Raw genomic sequence first — 19,010 nt, 5'->3', positions numbered from 1 at the left:
GCGCGCCGGTGCTGGCCGCGCGCGCCGCCATGCGGGCAGGGGCCGGCTACGTGCAGCTCGCCGCGCCCTCGAGCCTCGAGGACGTGCTCGCCTCCCGACTGGTCGAACCCATGACGCTCGCGATGCCCGAGACCCCGCAACGCACGCTGGCACTCGCAGCTCTCGAGCCGCTGCTCGAGGCGGCCGCGGCGGTCGACGCTGTGGTGCTCGGCTGCGGCCTCTCGCGCCACTCCGAGTCGAGCGAGCTGGTGCGTCGCTTCGTTGAGCGATGCGCGACGCCTGTACTGCTGGATGCCGATGGGCTCAATGCCTTCGAAGCTGCGCGCGAGGCGCTGCACGCCGAGTCTGCCGCGGCCTCACCCGCATGCGGCGCGCCCGGGCGGGTTCGCATCCTCACGCCGCATCTGGGCGAGATGCAGCGACTCACCGGCGAGAGTCCGGCGGCACTCGAGTCCGCCCGCATCGACGGCACCGTCGCGTGGGCGAAGCGCTGGGCGGCCGTTCTGGTGTTGAAGGGCGCCCCGACCGTCACGGCTTCAGCGGACGGCGCGGCCACCGTGAATTCGACCGGCGGGCCGGTGCTGGCGAGCGCCGGAACCGGAGACGTGCTGGCGGGCATCACCGTGGCGCTGGTGGCGCAAGGACTCGCGGCCTACGACGCGGCGCGCCTCGGAGTATTCCTGCACGGCACGGCCGGCGATCGGCTGAACACCACGCGCGGGGCGCTCGGGGTGATCGCGAGCGATGTCCTGGAAGCGCTTCCCGACGTGATGCGCGAGCTCGCGCGGACGCGCGAGGGCAGGGCTAGAGGTACTGCGTGATCTTCGAGATCAGTGCCGGCTTGGGGTAGGCGCCCACCAGCTTCTCGACGACCTCGCCACCCTTGAAGATCAGCAGCGTCGGAATCCCGACCACGCCGTAGCGACCGCCGGTTTCGATGTTCTCGTCGACGTTCACCTTTACGACCTTCAGCTTGCCCTGATACTCGATGGCGAGCTGATCGATGGTCGGAGCGATCTGACGACACGGGCCGCACCACGGGGCCCAGAAGTCCACCAAAACAGGTGTCGTCGACTGGATCACTTCCGCCTCGAAGGTCTGATCACTGACATTCATGGCGTTCGACATGGCTGCTACCCCCTGAACCGCTATAAGATGAGGCCGAAATCGCTCGCTTGCGGGGATTCAGATGCACCGCAGCTCCCGACGATTCGAGCCAGGCCGAGCTTGATCACTCGCGAAGATAGGCGGCGCGTTACGGCCGCGTCAATCCTACATCCGAGCCACATTCCTTGATTCCTCTACGCGACGAAAACCCCTCGGGCAGAACTCCGCACCTGACCCGCCTGATCATTCTGATCAATGCGCTGGTGTTCGTGTACGAGCTCAGTCTCGGCCCCGCGCTGCAGGAGTTCGCGCTCGCGTTCGGAATCGTCCCGGCACACGTCTCGAATGCCCTCGCAGGCCGCGGCAACCTCGTCACCGACGCGCTGGTTCCGCTCTTCACATCGATGTTCCTGCACGGCGGCTGGCTCCATCTGATCAGCAACATGTGGTACCTGTGGATCTTCGGAGACAACATCGAGGACCAGTTCGGGCACCTGGGATTCGTGCTGTTCTATCTCGGCGCAGGTCTCGCATCGGGGCTGCTGCACTTCGCGATGCAGACGGGCTCACCGATCCCGACGGTCGGTGCGAGCGGGGCGATTGCCGGAGTGCTCGGCGCCTACGTCGTGTTGTTTCCGCGCGCGCGCGTGATCACGCTGGTTCCGCTGTTCGTCTTCATCCAGCTCATGGCGCTGCCGGCGGTGGTGGTGCTGGGTCTGTGGTTCGTCACCCAGTTCTTCAACGGCGCGCTGTCGTTGCTCTACACCTCGGACTCGGGCGGCGGCGTGGCGTGGTGGGGCCACATCGGCGGCTTTGCGTTCGGGGTGCTGGTGGCACTGGTGGCACGGGGTCGAGTTCGGGCCGCGGCGCGCCGATCCTCCTTCGAACTGCGGCCCTAGCGCGCCGGTGCCCGTCGCGCTAGCATCCGTGCCCCCCTTCCTCGAGGAGTCCACATGCGACGCGACATCGACCGCCTCATGAACGAACAGGGTCTCGCCGGGCTCGTGGTGCTGGCGCTCGACCGCTATTCGCCGGCCATGTACTACATGACGGGCCAGAAGATCCACGTCGGGCTCTACGTGCGCGCGAGCAATGGTCACGCGCATCTCGTCGTCGATCCCATGGAACGCGATCAGGCCGCGGCGAGCGGGATCGATCACTCGACGCTCACGCAGCACGGCTGGGTCCAGCGCGTCGAGCGCGAATCGAAGCCGCTGCGCGCATGGGCAGGCCTGATCGCCGACATGCTCGAGAACCTCGGCATCAAGGGTCGCGTGGCATTTTACGGCGAGGCGACGGTCGGCAACGGCTGGGAGCTGATCGAGGCGCTGCGCGCCAAGCGCCCGGACCTGGTGATCGATGACACGCACCCCGACGTTCTGACGCGCGCGCGTCAGACCAAGGACGATGACGAAGTCGCGAACATCCGCCGCTCTTCCGAAGGCATCGTGGCCGCGTGGGACTCGCTGGTTGCTTACGTGCGCACGCTGCGCCGTGACGGCGAAACCGTCGTCGACGGCATGCGCGCGGTGAAACTCGGCGATCTGCGCGCGCTGCTGCACCGCGAATTCGTGGCGCGCGGGCTCGAGGGTGGCGAGAGCATCGTGGCCCAGGGCCGTGACGCCGGCGTTCCCCACAACCGCGGCAACGACGAAGAACTGTTGCGCCCCGGAGCACCGGTGATCGTCGACATCTTCCCGGGCGAAGCAGGCGGCGGCTACTTCAGCGACTTCACGCGCACGTTCTGCGTTGGTGTGGCGCCCGAACCGGTGAAACGCGCGTGGGACGACGTGCACTCGGCGTTCCGCGAAGCGATGGGAGCAATGCGCGTGGGTGAACCGTGTCGCTCGTTGAACGAAAAAGTGTGCGATGTCTTCGAAGCGCGCGGCCACGCCACGCGCCGCACGGATCCGTCGCTGCAGGAAGGCTACGTGCACAGCCTCGGTCATGGCGTCGGGCTTTCGATCCACGAGGCCCCGCTGCTCGGCGGGCCGCCGAGCAATCTGGACAAGCTGGAGCCGGGCATGGTGGTGACGGTCGAGCCGGGCCTCTACTACCCGTCGCGCGGACTCGGCGTGCGCATCGAGGACACGGTGGTGATGCGTGCGGATGGCGGCTTCGAGAACCTCACCCCCGCCGCCTACGAACTGGAGATCCTGATCCCCGCATGAAGCGCGAACACTTCGAAGTCATCAATCCGCCGCGCGAGGAGCGCGCCATCCTGGTGGGACATTCGACCGGGAGCGCCGAAGACCTGCGCCGCTCGCTCGAGGAACTCGCGCGCCTCGCCGACACCGCGGGTGCGATCGTGATGGGGCAGGCCACGCAGCGACGCGGCTCGGTCCATCCCGCCACCTTCATCGGCAAGGGCAAGGTCGCCGAAGTGAAGGCGCTGTCGGAAGCGCACGACGTGGACGTCGTGATCTTCGACGACGACCTCTCGCCCGCCCAGGTGCGAAACCTCGAGAAGGCGATCGACCGCAAAGTGGTCGATCGCTCCGAGCTGATCCTCGACATCTTCGCGCGCCGCGCGCGCAGCCGCGAATCGCGGCTTCAGGTGGAGCTGGCGCAGCTCGAGTACACGTTCCCGCGCCTGACCGGCATGTGGAAGCACCTCGAGCGTCAGGAGGGCGGCGTCGGCACGCGCGGCCCCGGCGAAACCCAGCTCGAGACCGATCGCCGGCTGGTGCGCGATCGCATCGCACGCCTCAAGCGCGAGCTGGTCGCGGTCGAGCGTGAACGCGAGACCCAGCGACGGCGACGGCGCGGCGAGTTCCGCGCCGCGCTGGTCGGATACACGAACGCCGGCAAGAGCACGTTGTTCAATGCGCTCACGCGCTCTCGGGTGTTCGTCGAGGACCGTCTGTTCGCGACTCTCGATGCCACCACGCGTCAGATGGTGAGCCCCGAGCGCGACGTGGCGCTGCTCACCGACACGGTCGGATTCATCCGCAAACTGCCGCATCATCTGGTGGCGTCGTTTCGCAGCACGCTCGCCGAGACGCTCGAGGCCGACCTGCTGCTGCACGTGGTGGACGCGGCCGATCTCGCGTTTCGCGATCACATCGGCGCGGTCGACGGAGTTCTGGAGGAGTTGCTCGTCACTCCGCAGCCTTCGATGCTGGTGTTCAACAAGATCGACGCGGTGACCGACGAGACCGCGCTCGAGGCGATTCGCGCCGAGTATCCGGGTGCGGTGTTCGTCTCCGCGCTGCGGGGCGAGGGGCTCGACCTGTTGCGCGATCGGGTGTGGCAGCGTTCCCGCGACCGCGCGGCGGCGAAGGGGCAGGCGCGCGCGGCACTCGAGAATTCGCGCTCGCGCGCCTAGTCGAGCCCGCCGCGGTCCACGATCCGCACCAGCTCGTCGAACGTCGTGCGCCGCCCGAGCTTCGCATTGATCTTCCGCGCCTGGCGCCCCGTCACTCCGTGGTCGCGTGCGCGGATCAGCTGATCGAGCGTGAGGTTCGCGTAGCCGGCGGTCGACAGTTCGGCGGCGAAGTTGCCGTCCACCCCGTGATCGCGGGCCCGAATCAGATCCTCGTAGCCGAAGTCCTTGAGCCCCGCGGCACTCAGCTCGGCGGCGAACTCGGCATCCACGCCATGATCGCGCGCCTTGATCAGCTCCTCGATCGAGAGCTTCTCGCGCCCGCTCGCCGTCATGGCGGCGACATACTCGGGTCCCACGCCGTGGTCGCGCGCCTCGATCAGCTCCTCGATCGAGAGCTTGTCGAATCCGAGCCGCTGCATGTCCGCGATGTAGTCGAGCGACACGCCGTGATCGCGCGCCTCGATCAGCGCACCGAGCTCGCCGAGCCGATGACCCAGACGCGCGAGTCCGTCGACGTATTCGCGCGTCACGCCGTGCCATCCGAACTGCACCAGCACGTCGACCGTCGGTCGCGGGTACTGCTGCGCGCTCAGCGCGTCGATGAACGCGAGCCCCACGTCGTGCATCGCGAGCGTCAACTGCTGCCCGCTGGCGGGTCGGCCGATGCCACGCTTCTCGAGTTCGCGCGCGTAGGCGGGATCGGCTTCGAAGGTGAATCGACCCGAACCGCGGCGCTTGGTGAACTTGCCGGTGGCGTGGAAGGTTCCAGCGTCGCGCTTGATGTCGAAGCTCGTCGCGCCATCGCGGCCCTTGAGGAGCTGGCGATCGAGACCCGGCAACCGGTCGAGTGAGACGTCGATGGTGTTCCAGCTGGTGCCGCTGCCGGTGAGTGCGACTCGAAACCCGAGCCGCAGAGTCGACGCATCCGATGTCGGGTCGACCCACCACTCGCCGGACGACGTGCGCGGCAGTCCGTCTCCGCTCGACGAGTTGACGTGGGTTCCGCTGTGCGAGCCCCCGGCCTGCGCCACGGCGAGCGGCGCTGCGAGGAGGGTCGCGACCAGCGCGACGTGGAAGATCCGAACCGACATGTGTTTTCTCCCGCGGTCAGGTGCCCGGACACCGGGCACACGATAGGTCATGGGTCGCGAACATGGGATTGGACACCGGGCCGGGGCCGAAGGTTGAAGTCCGGGTGCGCTACTCTGCGCAGGAATGACGCACCCCGAACAGGTTCTCGCCTTCGATCGGACGCTCGCGGCCCCGCCCGCGCGGCTGTTCGACGTGCTGACCGAGGGCCGCCATCTGCAGGCCTGGTTCTGCGATTGGGCGGTCAGCGAACCGCGGGCCGGCGGCCGCCTGACGCTCGAGTGGACGCGGCCCGGCCGCTCAGGGCTGCCGTTTCAGGCGACCTGGACGGGATTCGAGCCGCCGCTGGCCTGCGCCTACGAGGGCGGGCATGCGGGCTACCCGCCACGCTCGGCAGCGGACTCGAGCGGCTACGCGGGCCGCGTCGAGTTCCGGCTCGATCCGAAGGGTGCAGTCGGCGGGGCCTGCCGGCTGCGCGTCACGCACACCCTGCCGGCGCGGCCCGACTACGAACCGATCGCCGAGCAGTACCGCGCGGCCTGGCCGCGAGCACTCGCACGACTTGCGGACTATCTCGCACCTCGCGTGTGAGCCACGGCCGCGTGTGCGCTATCCTGCGCGACTCTTGACCCTTGGGAGCGCTCACATGACCACCTCGCCCGGCACGACCCTGCGAACTCTTCGTTTCGGCCACAGCCCCGACGCCGACGACGCCTACATGTTCTACGGCTTCCACACCGGCCGCGCCCAGATCGCCGGCTGCCGCGTGGAACACGTGCTGCAGGACATTCAATCACTCAATCGTCGGGCACTCGAACACGGCGACCTCGAGATCACCGCGGTGTCGGCGCACGCCTACGCATTTCTCACCGATCGATTCGCGGTGATGCGCTGCGGCGCCTCGATGGGTCAGGGCTACGGGCCGCTGGTGGTGGCGCGCGAGGCACGCAACATGAAGTCGCTGCACGGCAAGCGTGTCGCGATCCCGGGGCCGCTCACCACCGCGGCGCTGCTGCTCAAGATCGAGTGCCCCGATTGCATTCCGGTCGATGTCATGTTCGATCGCATCCCGGGCGCGGTGCTCGCGGGCGAAGTCGAAGCCGGCGTGATCATTCACGAGAGCCAGCTCACGTATCGCGACGAGGGCCTCGTCAAGGTCCTCGACTTCGGCGAGCTGTGGGAGGAACGGGACGGCCTGCCGGTTCCGCTCGGACTCGACGTGATCCGGCGCGACCTGGGCCCCGAACTCATGCGAGCCGCCAGCGACGGCTTTCGCGCCAGCATCCAGGACGCGCTCGACCACGAGGACGAAGCGATCCGCTATGCGCTTCAGTTCGGACGCGGACTGGACGTGACACAGGGCAAGAAGTTCGTGCACATGTACGTCAACGACCTGACGCTCGACATGGGCGATCTGGGCCGCAAGGCGCTCGCGAAGTTGTACGAGAGTGCCGTACGGATCGGTGCGATCCCGACGGTTCCGACGATCGACATCGTCTAGTTCGCGACCTCTCGACACGATTCGGCACGCCCCCTACTCTGCCGCCATGACGGCGACCTGGAAGTCGTGGCCGGCCCGCCTGCTCGCCGTTCTGCTGAGTGCGATGGGCGGACTCGCGTGGTGGCTTCACGCGCGCGCCTGGGACCTCGGCGGCCACACGCCGCTGCTCAATGGCGATGCGGCGCAGGTCGCGATTGCCGCGCGCGAGCTGGCGCTTCACGGCCGCCTCGCGACTCTCTTCGCGCTGCCGATCGAGCTGGCGAGCCACCCCGCGCCACCGTGGCCGCTCGCGATTGTGCAGCCGGGACTGGTGCTGGTCGAGGCGCTTCTGTTCACGGTCGCGCGCATGTTCGGAGCCGGCACCTCGCCTGAGTCACTCGCGCCGCTCACGCTGGCAAGCCCGGTTGCATGCTTCATCTTGCTCGGGCTCGTGGTGTTCATCGGCACCTTGCGAATCTCGGACTCACCCGGAGAGCCGTACCGCGAACCGGGCTCGAACGCGGTCGCCCGGGGTGCCTCCGGTGCAGTTTCGACATCGAGGGTTCCGCGACTGCTGCTCGCCTCTGTCGCTGCGTTGCTGGTGTGGCTCGACCCTGAGGCACAACACCTCGCGGTGAACGGGCTGCCCGAATTGCCTTTCACACTGGGCTGGACCGCGTTGTTGTTCGCGATCGCGCTCGGGCATGCAGCGCGCTGGCCGCTGGCGTTCGGCGTGGTGCTGGGAGTCACCGGCCTGTTCCGGCCCGGCATCGCGTGGCTCGGCCCGCTCGCGATCCTCGCGGCCGCGTGGAGCGCTGCGCCTGGGACTCGTCGACGCGTGCTGGCGCTCGCGGTGCTCGGCGGCGTGATTCCGCTCGCACCCTGGTGGACCTACAAGTGGCGTGCCTTCGGATCGCCGGCGTGGGATTCGAACCGCGGGGCGGACGCCATTCCGTTGCTCGCGGCGAAGCTCTCGAGACAGCTGCCCGAGTTGTTGCTCCTGTCACTCACGGGATTGCGCGGCTTGTGGTTCGGCTCTCTGGTGCTGTGGCTGGTGATCGCACGCCCGGCGCGTGCGCTCGTCGCGGCCGTGCTCGCAGCCCTCGGCGCCGCGACGCTCGGAGTCGTCGCCGCCGCGGTTACGCTTCCGTGGCCGCGCGAGATGTTCCCGAGCCGGCTGCCGCTCGAAGCTGCGGGGTGGCTCTCGCTCGTCGGACTGCTGAGCCGGGCACCCGATGCGATGTTGGGCGCACGCGCTCGCAACCTGCTGATCGCGAGCGTTGCCGTGCTGGCGCTCGGCTGGGGCGTCCGGCAGAGCAGCGAGGGCAATCGCGCCGCGCAACGCGCACTCGATGCGCGCGTGGTGCCGTCGACCGAGTCGCTGCGATCGATCGCGGACCTGCTCGTGCAGCGCGCGCCGGCCGGCGCGACGGTGATGTCGAACCTCGGTCCCCTGCTCGCGTGGCCGCTCGAGCGCCCGGTCCTTCAGCTGGCGCTCACGCCCGATGAGGTTTCGCCGCTTCGACGATTGCACGAGTTCCGCTTCGTGCTGCTCGCGCTTCGCGATTCGGATCGCGCGTGGCCCGCATGGGTCGAGATCGCCGAGCGCCCGGGAGCGGCACGCACCCACGCGACGCTCGGGGCCATTCAGGAGCGCCGCTTTCGCACCGCCGACGGCTTCACCGTGATCTGGCTCGAGCTGGGGCCGCTGGCGCCGGCACTCGCCGCACGGGAGCTTCGCTCGCACGCAGCACGATCGCTACGGCGGGTCGGGCATCACCTCGACCCGGACGCGCGTCACGCCCTCTCGCAGGAAGCCGAGTTCGCGGGCCGCGCGCCGCGACACGTCGATCACGCGTCCGCGGCGAAACGGTCCGCGATCGTTGATGCGCAGGAACACGCTCGCGCCATTCGCAAGGTTCGTGACCTTGACGCGGGTGCCGAACGGCAGCGTGCGATGCGCCGCGGTCAGCTCGGCCTGATCGAAGCGCTCCCCGTTCGCGGTGCGGCGACCCTGGAAGTGTCGCGCGTAGTACGAAGCCTCGCCGACCTCGGCAGCACCCGGCAGCGGCTCGATCGGAGGACGCGAACCGGCGCAGCCGTGAAGGACGAGGGCCAGGGCAACGATCGCGCCGAATCTTGAATGCCGGGAGTTCGCTCCGATCGAACGCGACACGCGCATCTACCTGACGATCACGAAGCGACGGGCGTAGCGGACGCCGTCGACCGTCACGCGTGCCCAGTAGAGCCCCGGCGCTGCCGGCTCACGACCTTCGACGCGTCCGCTCCAGTCCAGCGTGTGGCGCCCGGGTGCGAGTGTCCGTCCGAGGCTCCGAAAGGCGACACGGCCCTGGGCGTCGAATACTTCGAACGTCACGCTCGCCGCCCGCGGCAGGTCCAGCGAGAATGCAACGCTCGAGGCACTCGGATTCGGGCGCGACTCGCCGAGACCGAATGCGATCGGTGGCGGCTCGACGGCGACCGCACCGCCCTGGATCACGGTGCGTTGAACCGTCACTCCGTTGTTCGCCTCGTTGGTCTCGGGCACGGTGCCGAGCGTGTCCGCCCGGAATCGCAGCGTGAGTGGACCCGCCACGAACGTGCCGGCCGGGAACACGCGCTGAACGCGAACCGAGTCGAGTCGTGCCACCAGCGTGTCGCCCTCGGCGAGCATCTGCGCGCCGCGGTTGAGTCGCCAGCGCGACCGTTGCGCCGGCATGCGGCCACGATTGTGGATCCAGAAGTTCACGAACGTCTGCGTCCCGGTGGTGGGTGGATCCGGCGAGATCAAGCCGGCCTTTGCCTGGAGGTCGATTTCAGGATAGAGCGCGATGCCGGCGGTGTCAGCGAGCCCGCCCGAGTCCATCGCCAGCAGCTTGACCTCGAGCCACACACCCGTGCCGTCGTCGTGGTTCTCGGGCGTGAAGCCGGTCGAAGCGCCCGACAACACCACGGTGCTCGGATGAACGTGGTTGTTGTGATGCAGGTCGACCGACCAGTCGTACTGAAGGGACGCCGAGCTCTGCTGCGCATCGGTGGCGGTTCCGGTCAGCGCAATCGGAATCCCCTCCACATAGAACTGGCCGGAGGGCGGTGAGGTGACGGTGGCGTTCGGTGCGGTGTTCGGATTGAGCACGATGGTGCCTCCGCCGAAGTCATCGAGTCGCGACGTCAGCGCACCCGCAAACGTCAGCCCCAGGTAGCCTCCGTTGGCGGCGAACGGCCACTCACCGCTCGTGGTCTCGCCCAGCAAAGCGCCATTCTTCATCACCTGAATCATGCCGTTCGAGAACGCGCGGGCACCCAGCACGTCGCCGACCGCCATCGTGGTCGGAAACGCTGCCCATTGCGTCCAGCTCGTCGAGGGCAGATAGGTCGACACACGCACCGCCGCGAGCACCGCGTCGTAGCGCACCTCGATGTGGCCGGTGCTGTACGAGAGCCCCTGAACCTTGAGCATCAGGTCCTGTTCGTCGGCGCCCGGCGTGACGGCCAGGAAGCGGACGTAGGCCTCCTGGTTGGGCCCGAAGCTCTGCCCGCTCCACACCGTGCTCGGAGTGCAGCACGTCTGCGTGAGCTGGTTGCCATTGATCGCGAGCCCGTTCGCATTGTCGACCCACGCGCCGCCGAGCGGGCCGTTCGCGCGGTTGAAGTTGTCGAGCACCGCGGTGGTCGGAAAAACCGACGAGCCCAGCACCACGATGGTCACAGTATCGCGACCGATGTCGCCGTGATTGTCGCGCGCGGTGAGGGTCGCCTGATAGCTGCCCGCCACCGTGTACGAGTGCGAGGGCGCTGGACCACTCGCGCCGGTACCGTCGCCGAACAGCCAGTTGAGCGTGAGTGGATCACCATTCGGATCGAACGTGCCCGCGCTCGAGAAGTTCACCAGGCAGGGCGCCACCCCGACGCGCGGCGTGCCGGCTGCGAATGCCAACGGAGCACCGTTCGATCCCGCTCCGGTGTATCGAACGCGCAGCACCTTGTTGTTCGCGAGTGTCACGAGCACGATCTCGCCGCTCGCGGGATCCTGCGCCATGTCGACCGGGCCATCCGCGGAAGTGGCCCACGGCGCGGTGCTCACGAGCGCGTGACTGGCGTCCATCACGGCGGTGTCGATCCAATTGCGCCCGTAGTCGCTAAAGAAGAACCGGCCGGCGAAGCCGGTCGGGTAGCGACTCCCGGTGTAGAAAAGACACGCCGTCGCCGCATTGCCGATCAGACCCGCCGGCGTGCTGAGCAGCGAGTCGCCGTGATGCCACGCGATCAGCGGGTTCGCTCGCGGCGAGGGATTCGCGGGAGTGCCGATGGTCGCGCAGCCGTGGTGCGACGGCACGGCACCCTGATACGCATTCTGCGGGTTGAACCCTTCGTAACAAGGCCAACCGAAGTTGAGTCCTCCGGTCACCGCGACGTTGGTTTCCTCCCACGTGAACCAGCCCGCGTCGTCGATGAACGCCACGCCCGGCTGACCCACGCCAGGATTCGAGCTGCCGGTGCCGGGTCGCATCGCGAAGCGGAACGGGTTCCGAAGTCCGTAGGCCCACACGCGAGACTGGGCAGAGCTCGGACTGCCGGCTTGATAGAACGGATTGCTCGGCAGTCCCCGACCGGTCGCCGGATCGAGCCGCAGCAGCTTTCCAGCGAGGCTCTGCAGGTACTGCGCGCGAAACGCTCCGATGTCTTCGAGCGGATCGGTCCTGCCGGCGCCGAACGCACCGGGGTCCAGTCCGCCCGCATCGGCGCCGCTGAACTGACCCCCATCGCCGACCGACACGAGCAGGGTTCCGTCGCTTCCAAAGCGCAGACAACCGATGGTGTGCGAAGACGCCGCCGAGACCGCTCCGTTCGTCCAGGTGGAGCCGAACAGAACCGCACGCGACGAGTAGGCGATCACGGTCGAGTCCGCGAAGCCGATCTGGAATCGCGACAGCCGGCTGAACGCATCATCGTTGGTCTCGACGTTGTTCGAATCGGGGTCCACCGTGTAGAGCAGATACACCGAGTGGTTCGAGACGTAGTTCGGGTCGACGGCGATTCCGAGCAGGCCGCGATCGCCTTCGTTCAGTACCTCGAGTTCGAGATTGAGCAGCGGCTGCGCGCTCTTGATTCCGTTCATCACCGAGTACACGCGACCGCGCTTCTCGATCACCAGCAGCCGGCCGCCGGGCAGGTAGGCCAGTCCGGTCGGCGTGCTCCAGCTCGCTCCGGGGGCCACGTCCTCGGCAACGAACAACGGATCGCTGAAGGCGATCGCGCGTGCGGGTCGGGGTGCGATCCCAATTGCAGTGACGATCAGAGCAGCCGCGAACAAGCGGCCGGCGCGTCTCGAGAGCATGCCGACCCTCCGATGCATCCGGCTACTTCACGATCACGAAGCGCCGCGCATATCGAGCTCCGTCGACCGTCACGCGGGCCCAGTAGAGCCCGGCGGGCGCGGCTTCGCGGCCATTGAGCCGGCCGTCCCAGCGCAACTCGTGCCGCCCCGGCGAGTAGGCGCGCGTGGCGCGTCGCAGCGCGACGCGACCCTGCGCGTCGAACACTTCGAACTCGACGCGCGACACGCGCGGCAGCGCGAGCGACAGCGCGACCGTCGACGGGCTGGGATTGGGGCGCACCTCACCGAGGCTGAATGCCAGAGGCGCTGCTTCGACGTCCACCGCGCCGCCTTCCGTCACCACGCGTTCGATCGTCACCCCATTGTTGGATTCGTCGGTCTCGGGAATCACGCCGAGCGTGTCGGCGACGAATCGCAGCGTGAGCGGGCCGGCGGCGAAGCTGCCGGCCGGGTAGATGCGCTGCACACGCACCGAATCGAGCGGCGGCACCAGCGTGTCGCCTTCCGCCAGTACTTCGTTGCCGCGATTCAGCCGCCAGCGCGAGAGCTGCGCCGGCATGTGTCCACGGTTGTGGATCCAGAAGTTCACGAACGTCTGGGTGCCGGTCACCGGCGGATCGGGCGAGATCAGTGCGGGCGCTGCCACCAGGTCGATCTCCGGGAAGATCGCGATGCTGGTCGTGTCGGAGAGCCCTTCCGCATCGGTCACACTCAGCTTGAGCTGCAGCCACACCCCGGTGCCGTCGTCGTGATTCTCGGGCGTGAATCCGGTGGTCGGTCCCGACAGGACCACGGTGTTCGGGTGCACGTGATTGTTGTGGTGCAGATTGACCGACCACTCGTAAGGCAGCGAGCCCGGCTCCTGTTGACCGTCGGTGGCGATGCCGTTGAGCGTCAGCGGTTCACCTTCGACGTAGAACTCGCCGGGCAGCGGCGAGACGATCGAGACGGCCGGCGGCGTGTTGGTGCTGAACACCACGTTTCCGCCGCCGAAGTCGTCGAGACGCGCGGCCTGCGCTCCGGCGATCGTCAATCCCAGATAGCCACCGTTGGCGGCAAACGGCCAGTTGCCGGTGCTGGTCTGGCCGAGCACCGCGCCGTTTTTGATCACCTGGATCACACCATTCGCGAATGCGCGCGCCCCCATCACGTCACCGACCGCCATGGTGGTGGGGAACGAGGCGCGTTGCGTCCACCCGCCCGGCAGCACGTAGGTTGCCACGCGAACCGCGTGAAGCGCTGCGTCGTAGCGCACTTCGATGTGCCCGGTGGTGTACGAGAGCCCCTGCACCTTGAGCATCAGGTCCTGTTCGGGCGCGCTGGTGCTGATCGCCTGGAATCGAATGAACGCTTCCTGGTTGGGGCCGAAGCTCTGACTGCTCCACACCGTGCTCGGTGAACAGCAGCTCGGCCACAGCATGTTGTTGTTGATGGTGAGCCCGCTCGTGATTCCGACCCACGGGCTTCCGATCGGTCCGTTCGCGCGATTGAAGTTGTCGAGCACCGGGGTGGTCGGGAACGCCGAAGAAGCGAGCACCACCACGTTCACGGTATCGCGGCCGATGCTGCCGTCATCGTCGGCGGCATTGAGCACCGCCAGGAAGCTTCCCGACTTGGTGTAGGTGTGCTGAGGCGCCGGACCGCTCGCCCCCTCGCCGTCACCGAACAGCCACGTCATCGTGACCGGGTCGCCGTTCGGATCGAAGGTGCCGGCGCTCGAGAAGCTCACGGTCAGCGGCATGATGCCCACCAGCGGCGTGCCCTTCGCGACCGTGACCGGCTCGCCGTTCGGCACGGTGCCGGCGTAGCGAATCCGCAGCACCTGGTTGTTCGTGATGCTGACGACGATCAGTTCGCCGTTCACGGGGTCCTGCGCGAGGTCGACCGGGCCGCCGACCGAGGTCGCCCACGGCGAAGTGCTCACCAGTACCTGGTTGCCGTCGAGCACCGCGGTGTTGATCCAGTCGGCGCCGTAGTCGCTGAAGAAGAACCGCCCGGCGTAGATGATCGGGTAGCGCCCGCCGGTGTAGAACACGCACGCGGTCGCGGCGTTTCCGACCAGGCCCGGAGGCGTGCTGAGACTCGCCGTGAGGTGATGCCAGGTCATGATGGGGCTCGTCGCCGGCGATGGATTCGTGACCGTTCCGATGGTCGCGCAATCGTGATGTGGCGGTGTGGCGGCCTGATAGCCGTCCTGCGGATTCAAACCTTCGTAGCACGGCCAGCCGAAGTTGACCCCCCCGGTGGTCGCGACGTTGGTTTCCTCCCACGCCGTCCAGCCGACGTCGCCGATGAACGCGCTGCCGGGCTGACCGGCGCTCGGGTCGGTGCTGCCGGTGGCGGGGTGCAGCGCGAATCGGAACGGATTGCGCAGGCCGTAGCACCACACACGCGATTGCGCCGAGCCGGGGTTCGCCGACTCGTAGAACGGATTGCTCGGCAGTCCGAGGCCGGTTGCGGGATCGATCCGCAACAGCTTGCCCGCGAGACTCTGCAGGTACTGCGCGCGAAACGCGCCGATGTCCTCGAGCGGATCGGTCCTGCCGGCGCCGAACGCCCCGGGGTCGACGCCACCGGCATCGGTGACGTTGAACTGTCCGCCGTCGCCGATCGAGACCAGCAGCGTGCCGTCGGTACCGAAGCGCAGGCAGCCGACAGTGTGCGAAGACGACGCGGAGATCGCGCCGCTCGTCCAGGTGTGCCCGAACAGCACCGCGCGACTCGCGTAGGGCATCGAGGTCGAGTCCGCGAAGCTGACCTGGAATCTCGACAGGCGGCTGAATGCGTCGTCGTTGGTCTCAATGTCGTTCGAGTCGGGATCCACGGTGTAGAGCAGGTACACGAAGTGGTTCGTGACGTAGTTGGGATCGACCGCGATTCCGAGCAGTCCACGGTCGCCCTCGTTCAACACCTCGGACTCGAGATTGAGCAGCGGCTGAGCGCTCTTGATGCCGTTCATCACGGAATACACGCGGCCGCGCTTCTCGATCACCAGCAGCCGACCGCCGGGCAGGTACGCCAGTCCGGTCGGCGTGGTCCACGTCACTGCCGGGGCGATATCCTCGGCGATGAACAGGGAGTCGGTGAAGGTGATGGCGTCAGCGGGTCGCGGAGCCAGCGCGACGGCGACGAGCAGCAAGCAGGCGACGACGAAGGCGAGGCCGGGTAGCCGGGGGAGCATACCGGTAGGTCTCCGATGCGTAAGCGGGAAGTCATCGCACGACCGCAATCCGTCGAGCGTACGTGCGGCCCTCGACGGCAATCAACGCGAGGTAGAGACCTGCCGGAGCTCGCGAACCGTCCGCCAACCGTGACGGCCACTCGAGATTCCAGTGCCCGGCCGCGAATTCCCGCGCGCCTTGCGTCCACACCTCGCGACCCTGAACGTCGAGGACCCGAAATGCTACCGCACCACGTCGGGGCAGATCGAGACCGAATCGCACCATGGCGCCGGCGGGGTTGGGAAATCCCTGTGAAAGCGCGAAACGCTGTGGCGCCTGCCCCACTCCGACCGGCGATCCGGCCATTTCGACCTGCCGAATCGAGGCGTTGTCGGATTCGTCGGTCTCGACCACGTTGGCCAGGGTGTCACCGGTCGCCCGGGCAGTGAAGCTGCCGCCACCCAACGGGTTGATGAGCGTGGCCGAGATCAGCACGCTGTCGCCGGGCGCGATCAAAGTGTCGCCTTCGGCCAGCAGTGTGTTGCCGAGTACCAGACGCCAGCGCGAGATCGGCGCCGGCATGCGGCCCAGGTTGCGGAGCTTGAAGCTCCAGGTCGCCCACTGACCCTCGGTCGGCGGATCCGGCGTGACCGCGAGTTCACTCGCGCGCAGGTTGATCTCGGGGAACAGATCGACGCGTGCGGTATCGCGCAGCCCTTCGGCGTCCTGCACGTAGAGGCGCACCTCGTACCACACGCCGGTGCCGTCTTCGTGATCTTCGGCGACCATCGCGGCGTTGCGATTGGAGCTCGTGAAGGTGTTCGGATGCACGTGCGTGTTGTGATGCAGGTAGACATCCCAGAAGTATTGCAGCGCCTCGGCCGGCTGTTGCGCATCGACACCGCTGCCGCTCATGTGGATCGAATCCTGCGCGGCGAAGAACGCGCTGTCGATCGGCGCGTCGATGACCGCGAGCGGCGCGGTGTTCGCTCCACCTGCGAAGTTGCCGCCGCCGAAGTCGTCGAGGCGCGTGAGCAGCGCGCCGGTAAGCGCCAGTCCGATGCGGCCGCCGCTCGCGGCATAGGGCCACGAGCCCACGCTTACGGTGCCGATCAGCGCGCCGTTGTGGAACACCTGCACGGTGCCGTTACCGAACGCGCGGGCGCCGAGCGTGTCGCCGACCACGAACTCGATCGGAATCGCCGCCCCTCGCACCACCTCGCCGATGCCGGGCTGGAAAGTCGCGACCTGCACGTGCGGGAAGCGCGCGTCGTAGACCACGCGGATGTGCGACGAATCGGAGCGCGCCCCCTGCAGCTTGAGAAGCAGCGCCTGCTCGGGCGAGTTCGAGGTCGTGGCGTCGAAGCGCACGTACGCTTCCTGCTCGGTGCCGAAGACCTGCGGGTCCCACACCGGTTCGGTGGGCGTGACGCCGCTCTGCACCAGGTCGTTGCCGTTCACCGCGGCCGCCGCAGCGCCATGGACCGGGTCACTCCACGAAGCCCCGAGTGGCCCGTTGGCGCGGTTGAAGTCATCGAGCGTGCCGGTGGCCGGGAACGGCTGAGACGGATTCACCACGATCGTCACGGTGTGGGTGCCTTCGTTCAACCGATCGTCGTCGACCAGCAGTTGCACCTGATAGGTCCCCGCGTACTGGAAAGAGTGCGTCGGGTTCGCGAGGAATGAGCCGGAGCCGTCGTCGAACGTCCACGTGGTGCGCAGCGAATCGCCGTCGGGATCACTGCTGGCGGCACTCGAGAACTGCACGGTCAGCGGTGCGGTGCCCAGCAGCAGGTCGGCGCCCGCCACCGCGTTGGGCGCCTGGTTGCCGCCCAGCGGGCGGAAGTAGTGGATGCGGCGCACTTCGCCGGTGGTGATCGAGACGTAGTAGAGATCGCCGTCGTAGGGGCCGGTCGCCATGTCGACCGGGCCGTCGGTTTCGGCCGCGAACGAGGTCCACGCCGTCACGTCATCGTTCGCGTCGACGGTGGCGACCCGCATGAAGCCGTAGCCGTAGTCGCCGACGATCAGGCGCCCGCGAAAGGCGAGCGGCCACGACACGCCGGTGTAGAACGTGCCGCCGATCGCTGAATTGCCTTTCACTCCCGACGGCGAACTGAGCGATGCGTTGGCGTGATGCCAGTCGGTGAACGGCGCGGTGAAGGGTGAGGGATTGGTGGCGCTGCCCACGCTGCCGCAGCCGTTGTGCGCCGGAGAGGCCGACTGATAGGGCGAATTGTTGTGGGTGCCCTCGAAGCACGGCCAGCCCAGGTTGGTGCCGCCGGTCTTGATCACACTCACCTCTTCCCAGGTCTCCCAGCCCACGTCGCCGACGTACACGCTACCGGGGTCACCGTCGGCGGGATTGCTGCTGCCGCTGCCGGGACGCACGCAGATGCGAAACGGATTGCGCACTCCGTAGGCCCACACCTTGGAGCGGTTCGAGCTCGGGTTGCCGTCGTAGAACGGATTGCTCGGCATGCCGTGCCCGGTCGCGGGATCGATTCGCAACACCTTGCCCGGCAGCACCGTGATGTCCTGTGCGCGAAACGCGCCGATGTCTTCGTAGGGATTCGCCTTGCCGGGGCCGAACATCGCCGGGTCGAGCCCACCCGGGTCCATCACGGTGAACTGCGCGCCGTCGCCCATCGAGATCAGCAGCGTCTTGTCGGTGCCCCACCGCAACGATCCGATCGAGTGCGTGATCGATCCGATCGTCGGGCCCTCGTTCCACACGCGACCCATCAGCACGGTGCGGGTGTCGTAGTCGACGACATTCGGATCGGTGGCGCTGACCTGGTAGCGCGTCAGACGCCCGAACGCGTCCTCGTTGTCGTCGACGCCGTTGGTGTCGGGGTCCACCGTGTAGAGCAGGTAGACGTAGCGGTTGATCGCGAAGTCGGGATCCACCGCGACGTCGAGCAATCCCTTGTCGCCGTTGTTCAGCACCTCGTTCTCGCGCTGCCACAGCGGAGTCGTGAGCCGGGTGCCATCTTTGATCACGTAGACGCGGCCGCGCTTCTCGGACACCAGCAGCCGGCCGTCGGGCATGAACGCGATGCCGGTCGGAGTGTCGAACGTGGTTCCGGGCGCCGCGTTGAAGTACCAGAACGGGTACGGCAGCGTGATCGACGCGCCGACCTGCGAGGCGGTCGCCGACACGGCGATCGCCGCGAGCAGCACCGCGAAACCGGCCTGGATCCTCAGGCGACGGAACAACGGGAATACCTCCCTGAACTCTCGATGTGGTGTGCGCGGCGCTCGGACGGCGGGGTGCAAGGGTCGAACATGGTAGGACGCAGATGCGCGAGTCCCCAAGCGCGCACTCGAGATTCTTCGCGCACGCCCTCGAATCCCCGTTCGGCCTGGCTGGAATGCACGATTCCTACCCTGGGACTTGCAAGGTGCAAGCCACTCAATGGGTTGGGGCCTCCGAGGCGGCAGCGTCGCGAGCCATCGCGAGTTAGCCCGGCGGCCTGGTTTGTGTGGCGTTGAGGCGGCGCCGGA

The 19,010-nt window shown here is 67.7% G+C and carries 12 protein-coding genes; 6 read left to right on the top strand and 6 right to left on the bottom strand.

Features of this window, described 5'->3' with window-relative positions; translation table 11 throughout:
- Positions 1 to 821: NAD(P)H-hydrate dehydratase (locus HOP12_04990; protein ID NOT33511.1), on the top strand; the 821-nt coding region annotated here is incomplete at its 5' end.
- On the opposite strand, the gene trxA is transcribed toward HOP12_04990, so the two are convergent.
- Complete coding sequence (gene trxA / locus HOP12_04985; GenBank protein NOT33510.1) at positions 805 to 1,128, bottom strand: thioredoxin; 324 nt, start codon at positions 1,126 to 1,128, stop codon at positions 805 to 807. The genes HOP12_04990 and trxA overlap by 17 nt on opposite strands.
- 164 nt (positions 1,129 to 1,292) lie before the next feature.
- Here trxA and HOP12_04980 point away from each other — a divergent pair, with 164 nt between their 5' ends.
- The 3 genes from HOP12_04980 to hflX are packed head-to-tail and all read left to right on the top strand — an operon-like array spanning position 1,293 to position 4,435.
- Entirely contained in the window at positions 1,293 to 2,006 is a 714-nt protein-coding gene (locus HOP12_04980; GenBank protein NOT33509.1) for a rhomboid family intramembrane serine protease, read from the top strand.
- A 54-nt stretch (positions 2,007 to 2,060) separates the two neighbouring features.
- The gene (locus tag HOP12_04975) at positions 2,061 to 3,278 is read left to right on the top strand and encodes an aminopeptidase P family protein (protein ID NOT33508.1); all 1,218 of its coding nucleotides are present in this window, start codon (positions 2,061 to 2,063) and stop codon (positions 3,276 to 3,278) included.
- Positions 3,275 to 4,435: a GTPase HflX gene (gene hflX / locus HOP12_04970; protein NOT33507.1), complete on the top strand. Its 1,161-nt coding sequence runs from the start codon at positions 3,275 to 3,277 to the stop codon at positions 4,433 to 4,435. Before HOP12_04975 ends, hflX begins: the two co-directional genes overlap by 4 nt.
- Here the strand turns inward: hflX and HOP12_04965 are convergent.
- Entirely contained in the window at positions 4,432 to 5,526 is a 1,095-nt protein-coding gene (locus HOP12_04965; GenBank protein ID NOT33506.1) for a hypothetical protein, read from the bottom strand. The two genes, hflX and HOP12_04965, sit on opposite strands and share 4 nt — an antisense overlap.
- 124 nt (positions 5,527 to 5,650) lie before the next feature.
- On the opposite strand from HOP12_04965, the gene HOP12_04960 reads away from it, so the two are divergent.
- Positions 5,651 to 6,115: an SRPBCC domain-containing protein gene (locus HOP12_04960; GenBank protein ID NOT33505.1), complete on the top strand. Its 465-nt coding sequence runs from the start codon at positions 5,651 to 5,653 to the stop codon at positions 6,113 to 6,115.
- Between the two features lie 55 nt (positions 6,116 to 6,170).
- Positions 6,171 to 7,025, top strand: a complete 855-nt coding sequence (locus HOP12_04955; protein ID NOT33504.1) for an ABC transporter substrate-binding protein — start codon at positions 6,171 to 6,173, stop codon at positions 7,023 to 7,025.
- Between the two features lie 1,738 nt (positions 7,026 to 8,763).
- Here HOP12_04955 and HOP12_04950 read toward each other — a convergent pair.
- Genes HOP12_04950 through HOP12_04935 form a run of 4 tightly spaced genes read right to left on the bottom strand, consistent with a single transcriptional unit; the run spans position 8,764 to position 18,722 of the window.
- Positions 8,764 to 9,186 (bottom strand): septal ring lytic transglycosylase RlpA family protein, encoded by a 423-nt coding sequence (locus tag HOP12_04950; protein NOT33503.1) that lies wholly within the window; start codon positions 9,184 to 9,186, stop codon positions 8,764 to 8,766.
- Positions 9,187 to 12,342 carry a PKD domain-containing protein gene (locus tag HOP12_04945; GenBank protein ID NOT33502.1) on the bottom strand — a complete coding sequence of 1,052 codons (3,156 nt, stop codon included), beginning with the start codon at positions 12,340 to 12,342 and terminating at the stop codon, positions 9,187 to 9,189.
- A gap of 22 nt (positions 12,343 to 12,364) precedes the next feature.
- Complete coding sequence (locus tag HOP12_04940; protein NOT33501.1) at positions 12,365 to 15,523, bottom strand: PKD domain-containing protein; 3,159 nt, start codon at positions 15,521 to 15,523, stop codon at positions 12,365 to 12,367.
- 31 nt (positions 15,524 to 15,554) lie between these two features.
- Positions 15,555 to 18,722 (bottom strand): PKD domain-containing protein, encoded by a 3,168-nt coding sequence (locus HOP12_04935; protein ID NOT33500.1) that lies wholly within the window; start codon positions 18,720 to 18,722, stop codon positions 15,555 to 15,557.
- Between the last annotated feature and the right edge of the window lie 288 nt (positions 18,723 to 19,010).

This window comes from Candidatus Eisenbacteria bacterium, assembly GCA_013140805.1.
GTDB lineage: Bacteria > Eisenbacteria > RBG-16-71-46 > RBG-16-71-46 > RBG-16-71-46 > JABFRW01.
Note: the sequence above shows the minus strand (reverse complement) of the source record. Positions and strands in the feature narration are given on the sequence as shown.

What these genes read in the sequence shown, in the direction of transcription:
- trxA (NOT33510.1), bottom strand. Translation starts at nt 1,128, where the DNA reads ATGTCGAACGCCATGAATGTCAGTGATCAGACCTTCGAGGCGGAAGTG.
- HOP12_04975 (NOT33508.1), top strand. Translation starts at nt 2,061, where the DNA reads ATGCGACGCGACATCGACCGCCTCATGAACGAACAGGGTCTCGCCGGG.
- hflX (NOT33507.1), top strand. Translation starts at nt 3,275, where the DNA reads ATGAAGCGCGAACACTTCGAAGTCATCAATCCGCCGCGCGAGGAGCGC.
- HOP12_04965 (NOT33506.1), bottom strand. Translation starts at nt 5,526, where the DNA reads ATGTCGGTTCGGATCTTCCACGTCGCGCTGGTCGCGACCCTCCTCGCA.
- HOP12_04960 (NOT33505.1), top strand. Translation starts at nt 5,651, where the DNA reads ATGACGCACCCCGAACAGGTTCTCGCCTTCGATCGGACGCTCGCGGCC.
- HOP12_04955 (NOT33504.1), top strand. Translation starts at nt 6,171, where the DNA reads ATGACCACCTCGCCCGGCACGACCCTGCGAACTCTTCGTTTCGGCCAC.
- HOP12_04950 (NOT33503.1), bottom strand. Translation starts at nt 9,186, where the DNA reads ATGCGCGTGTCGCGTTCGATCGGAGCGAACTCCCGGCATTCAAGATTC.
- HOP12_04945 (NOT33502.1), bottom strand. Translation starts at nt 12,342, where the DNA reads ATGCTCTCGAGACGCGCCGGCCGCTTGTTCGCGGCTGCTCTGATCGTC.
- HOP12_04940 (NOT33501.1), bottom strand. Translation starts at nt 15,523, where the DNA reads ATGCTCCCCCGGCTACCCGGCCTCGCCTTCGTCGTCGCCTGCTTGCTG.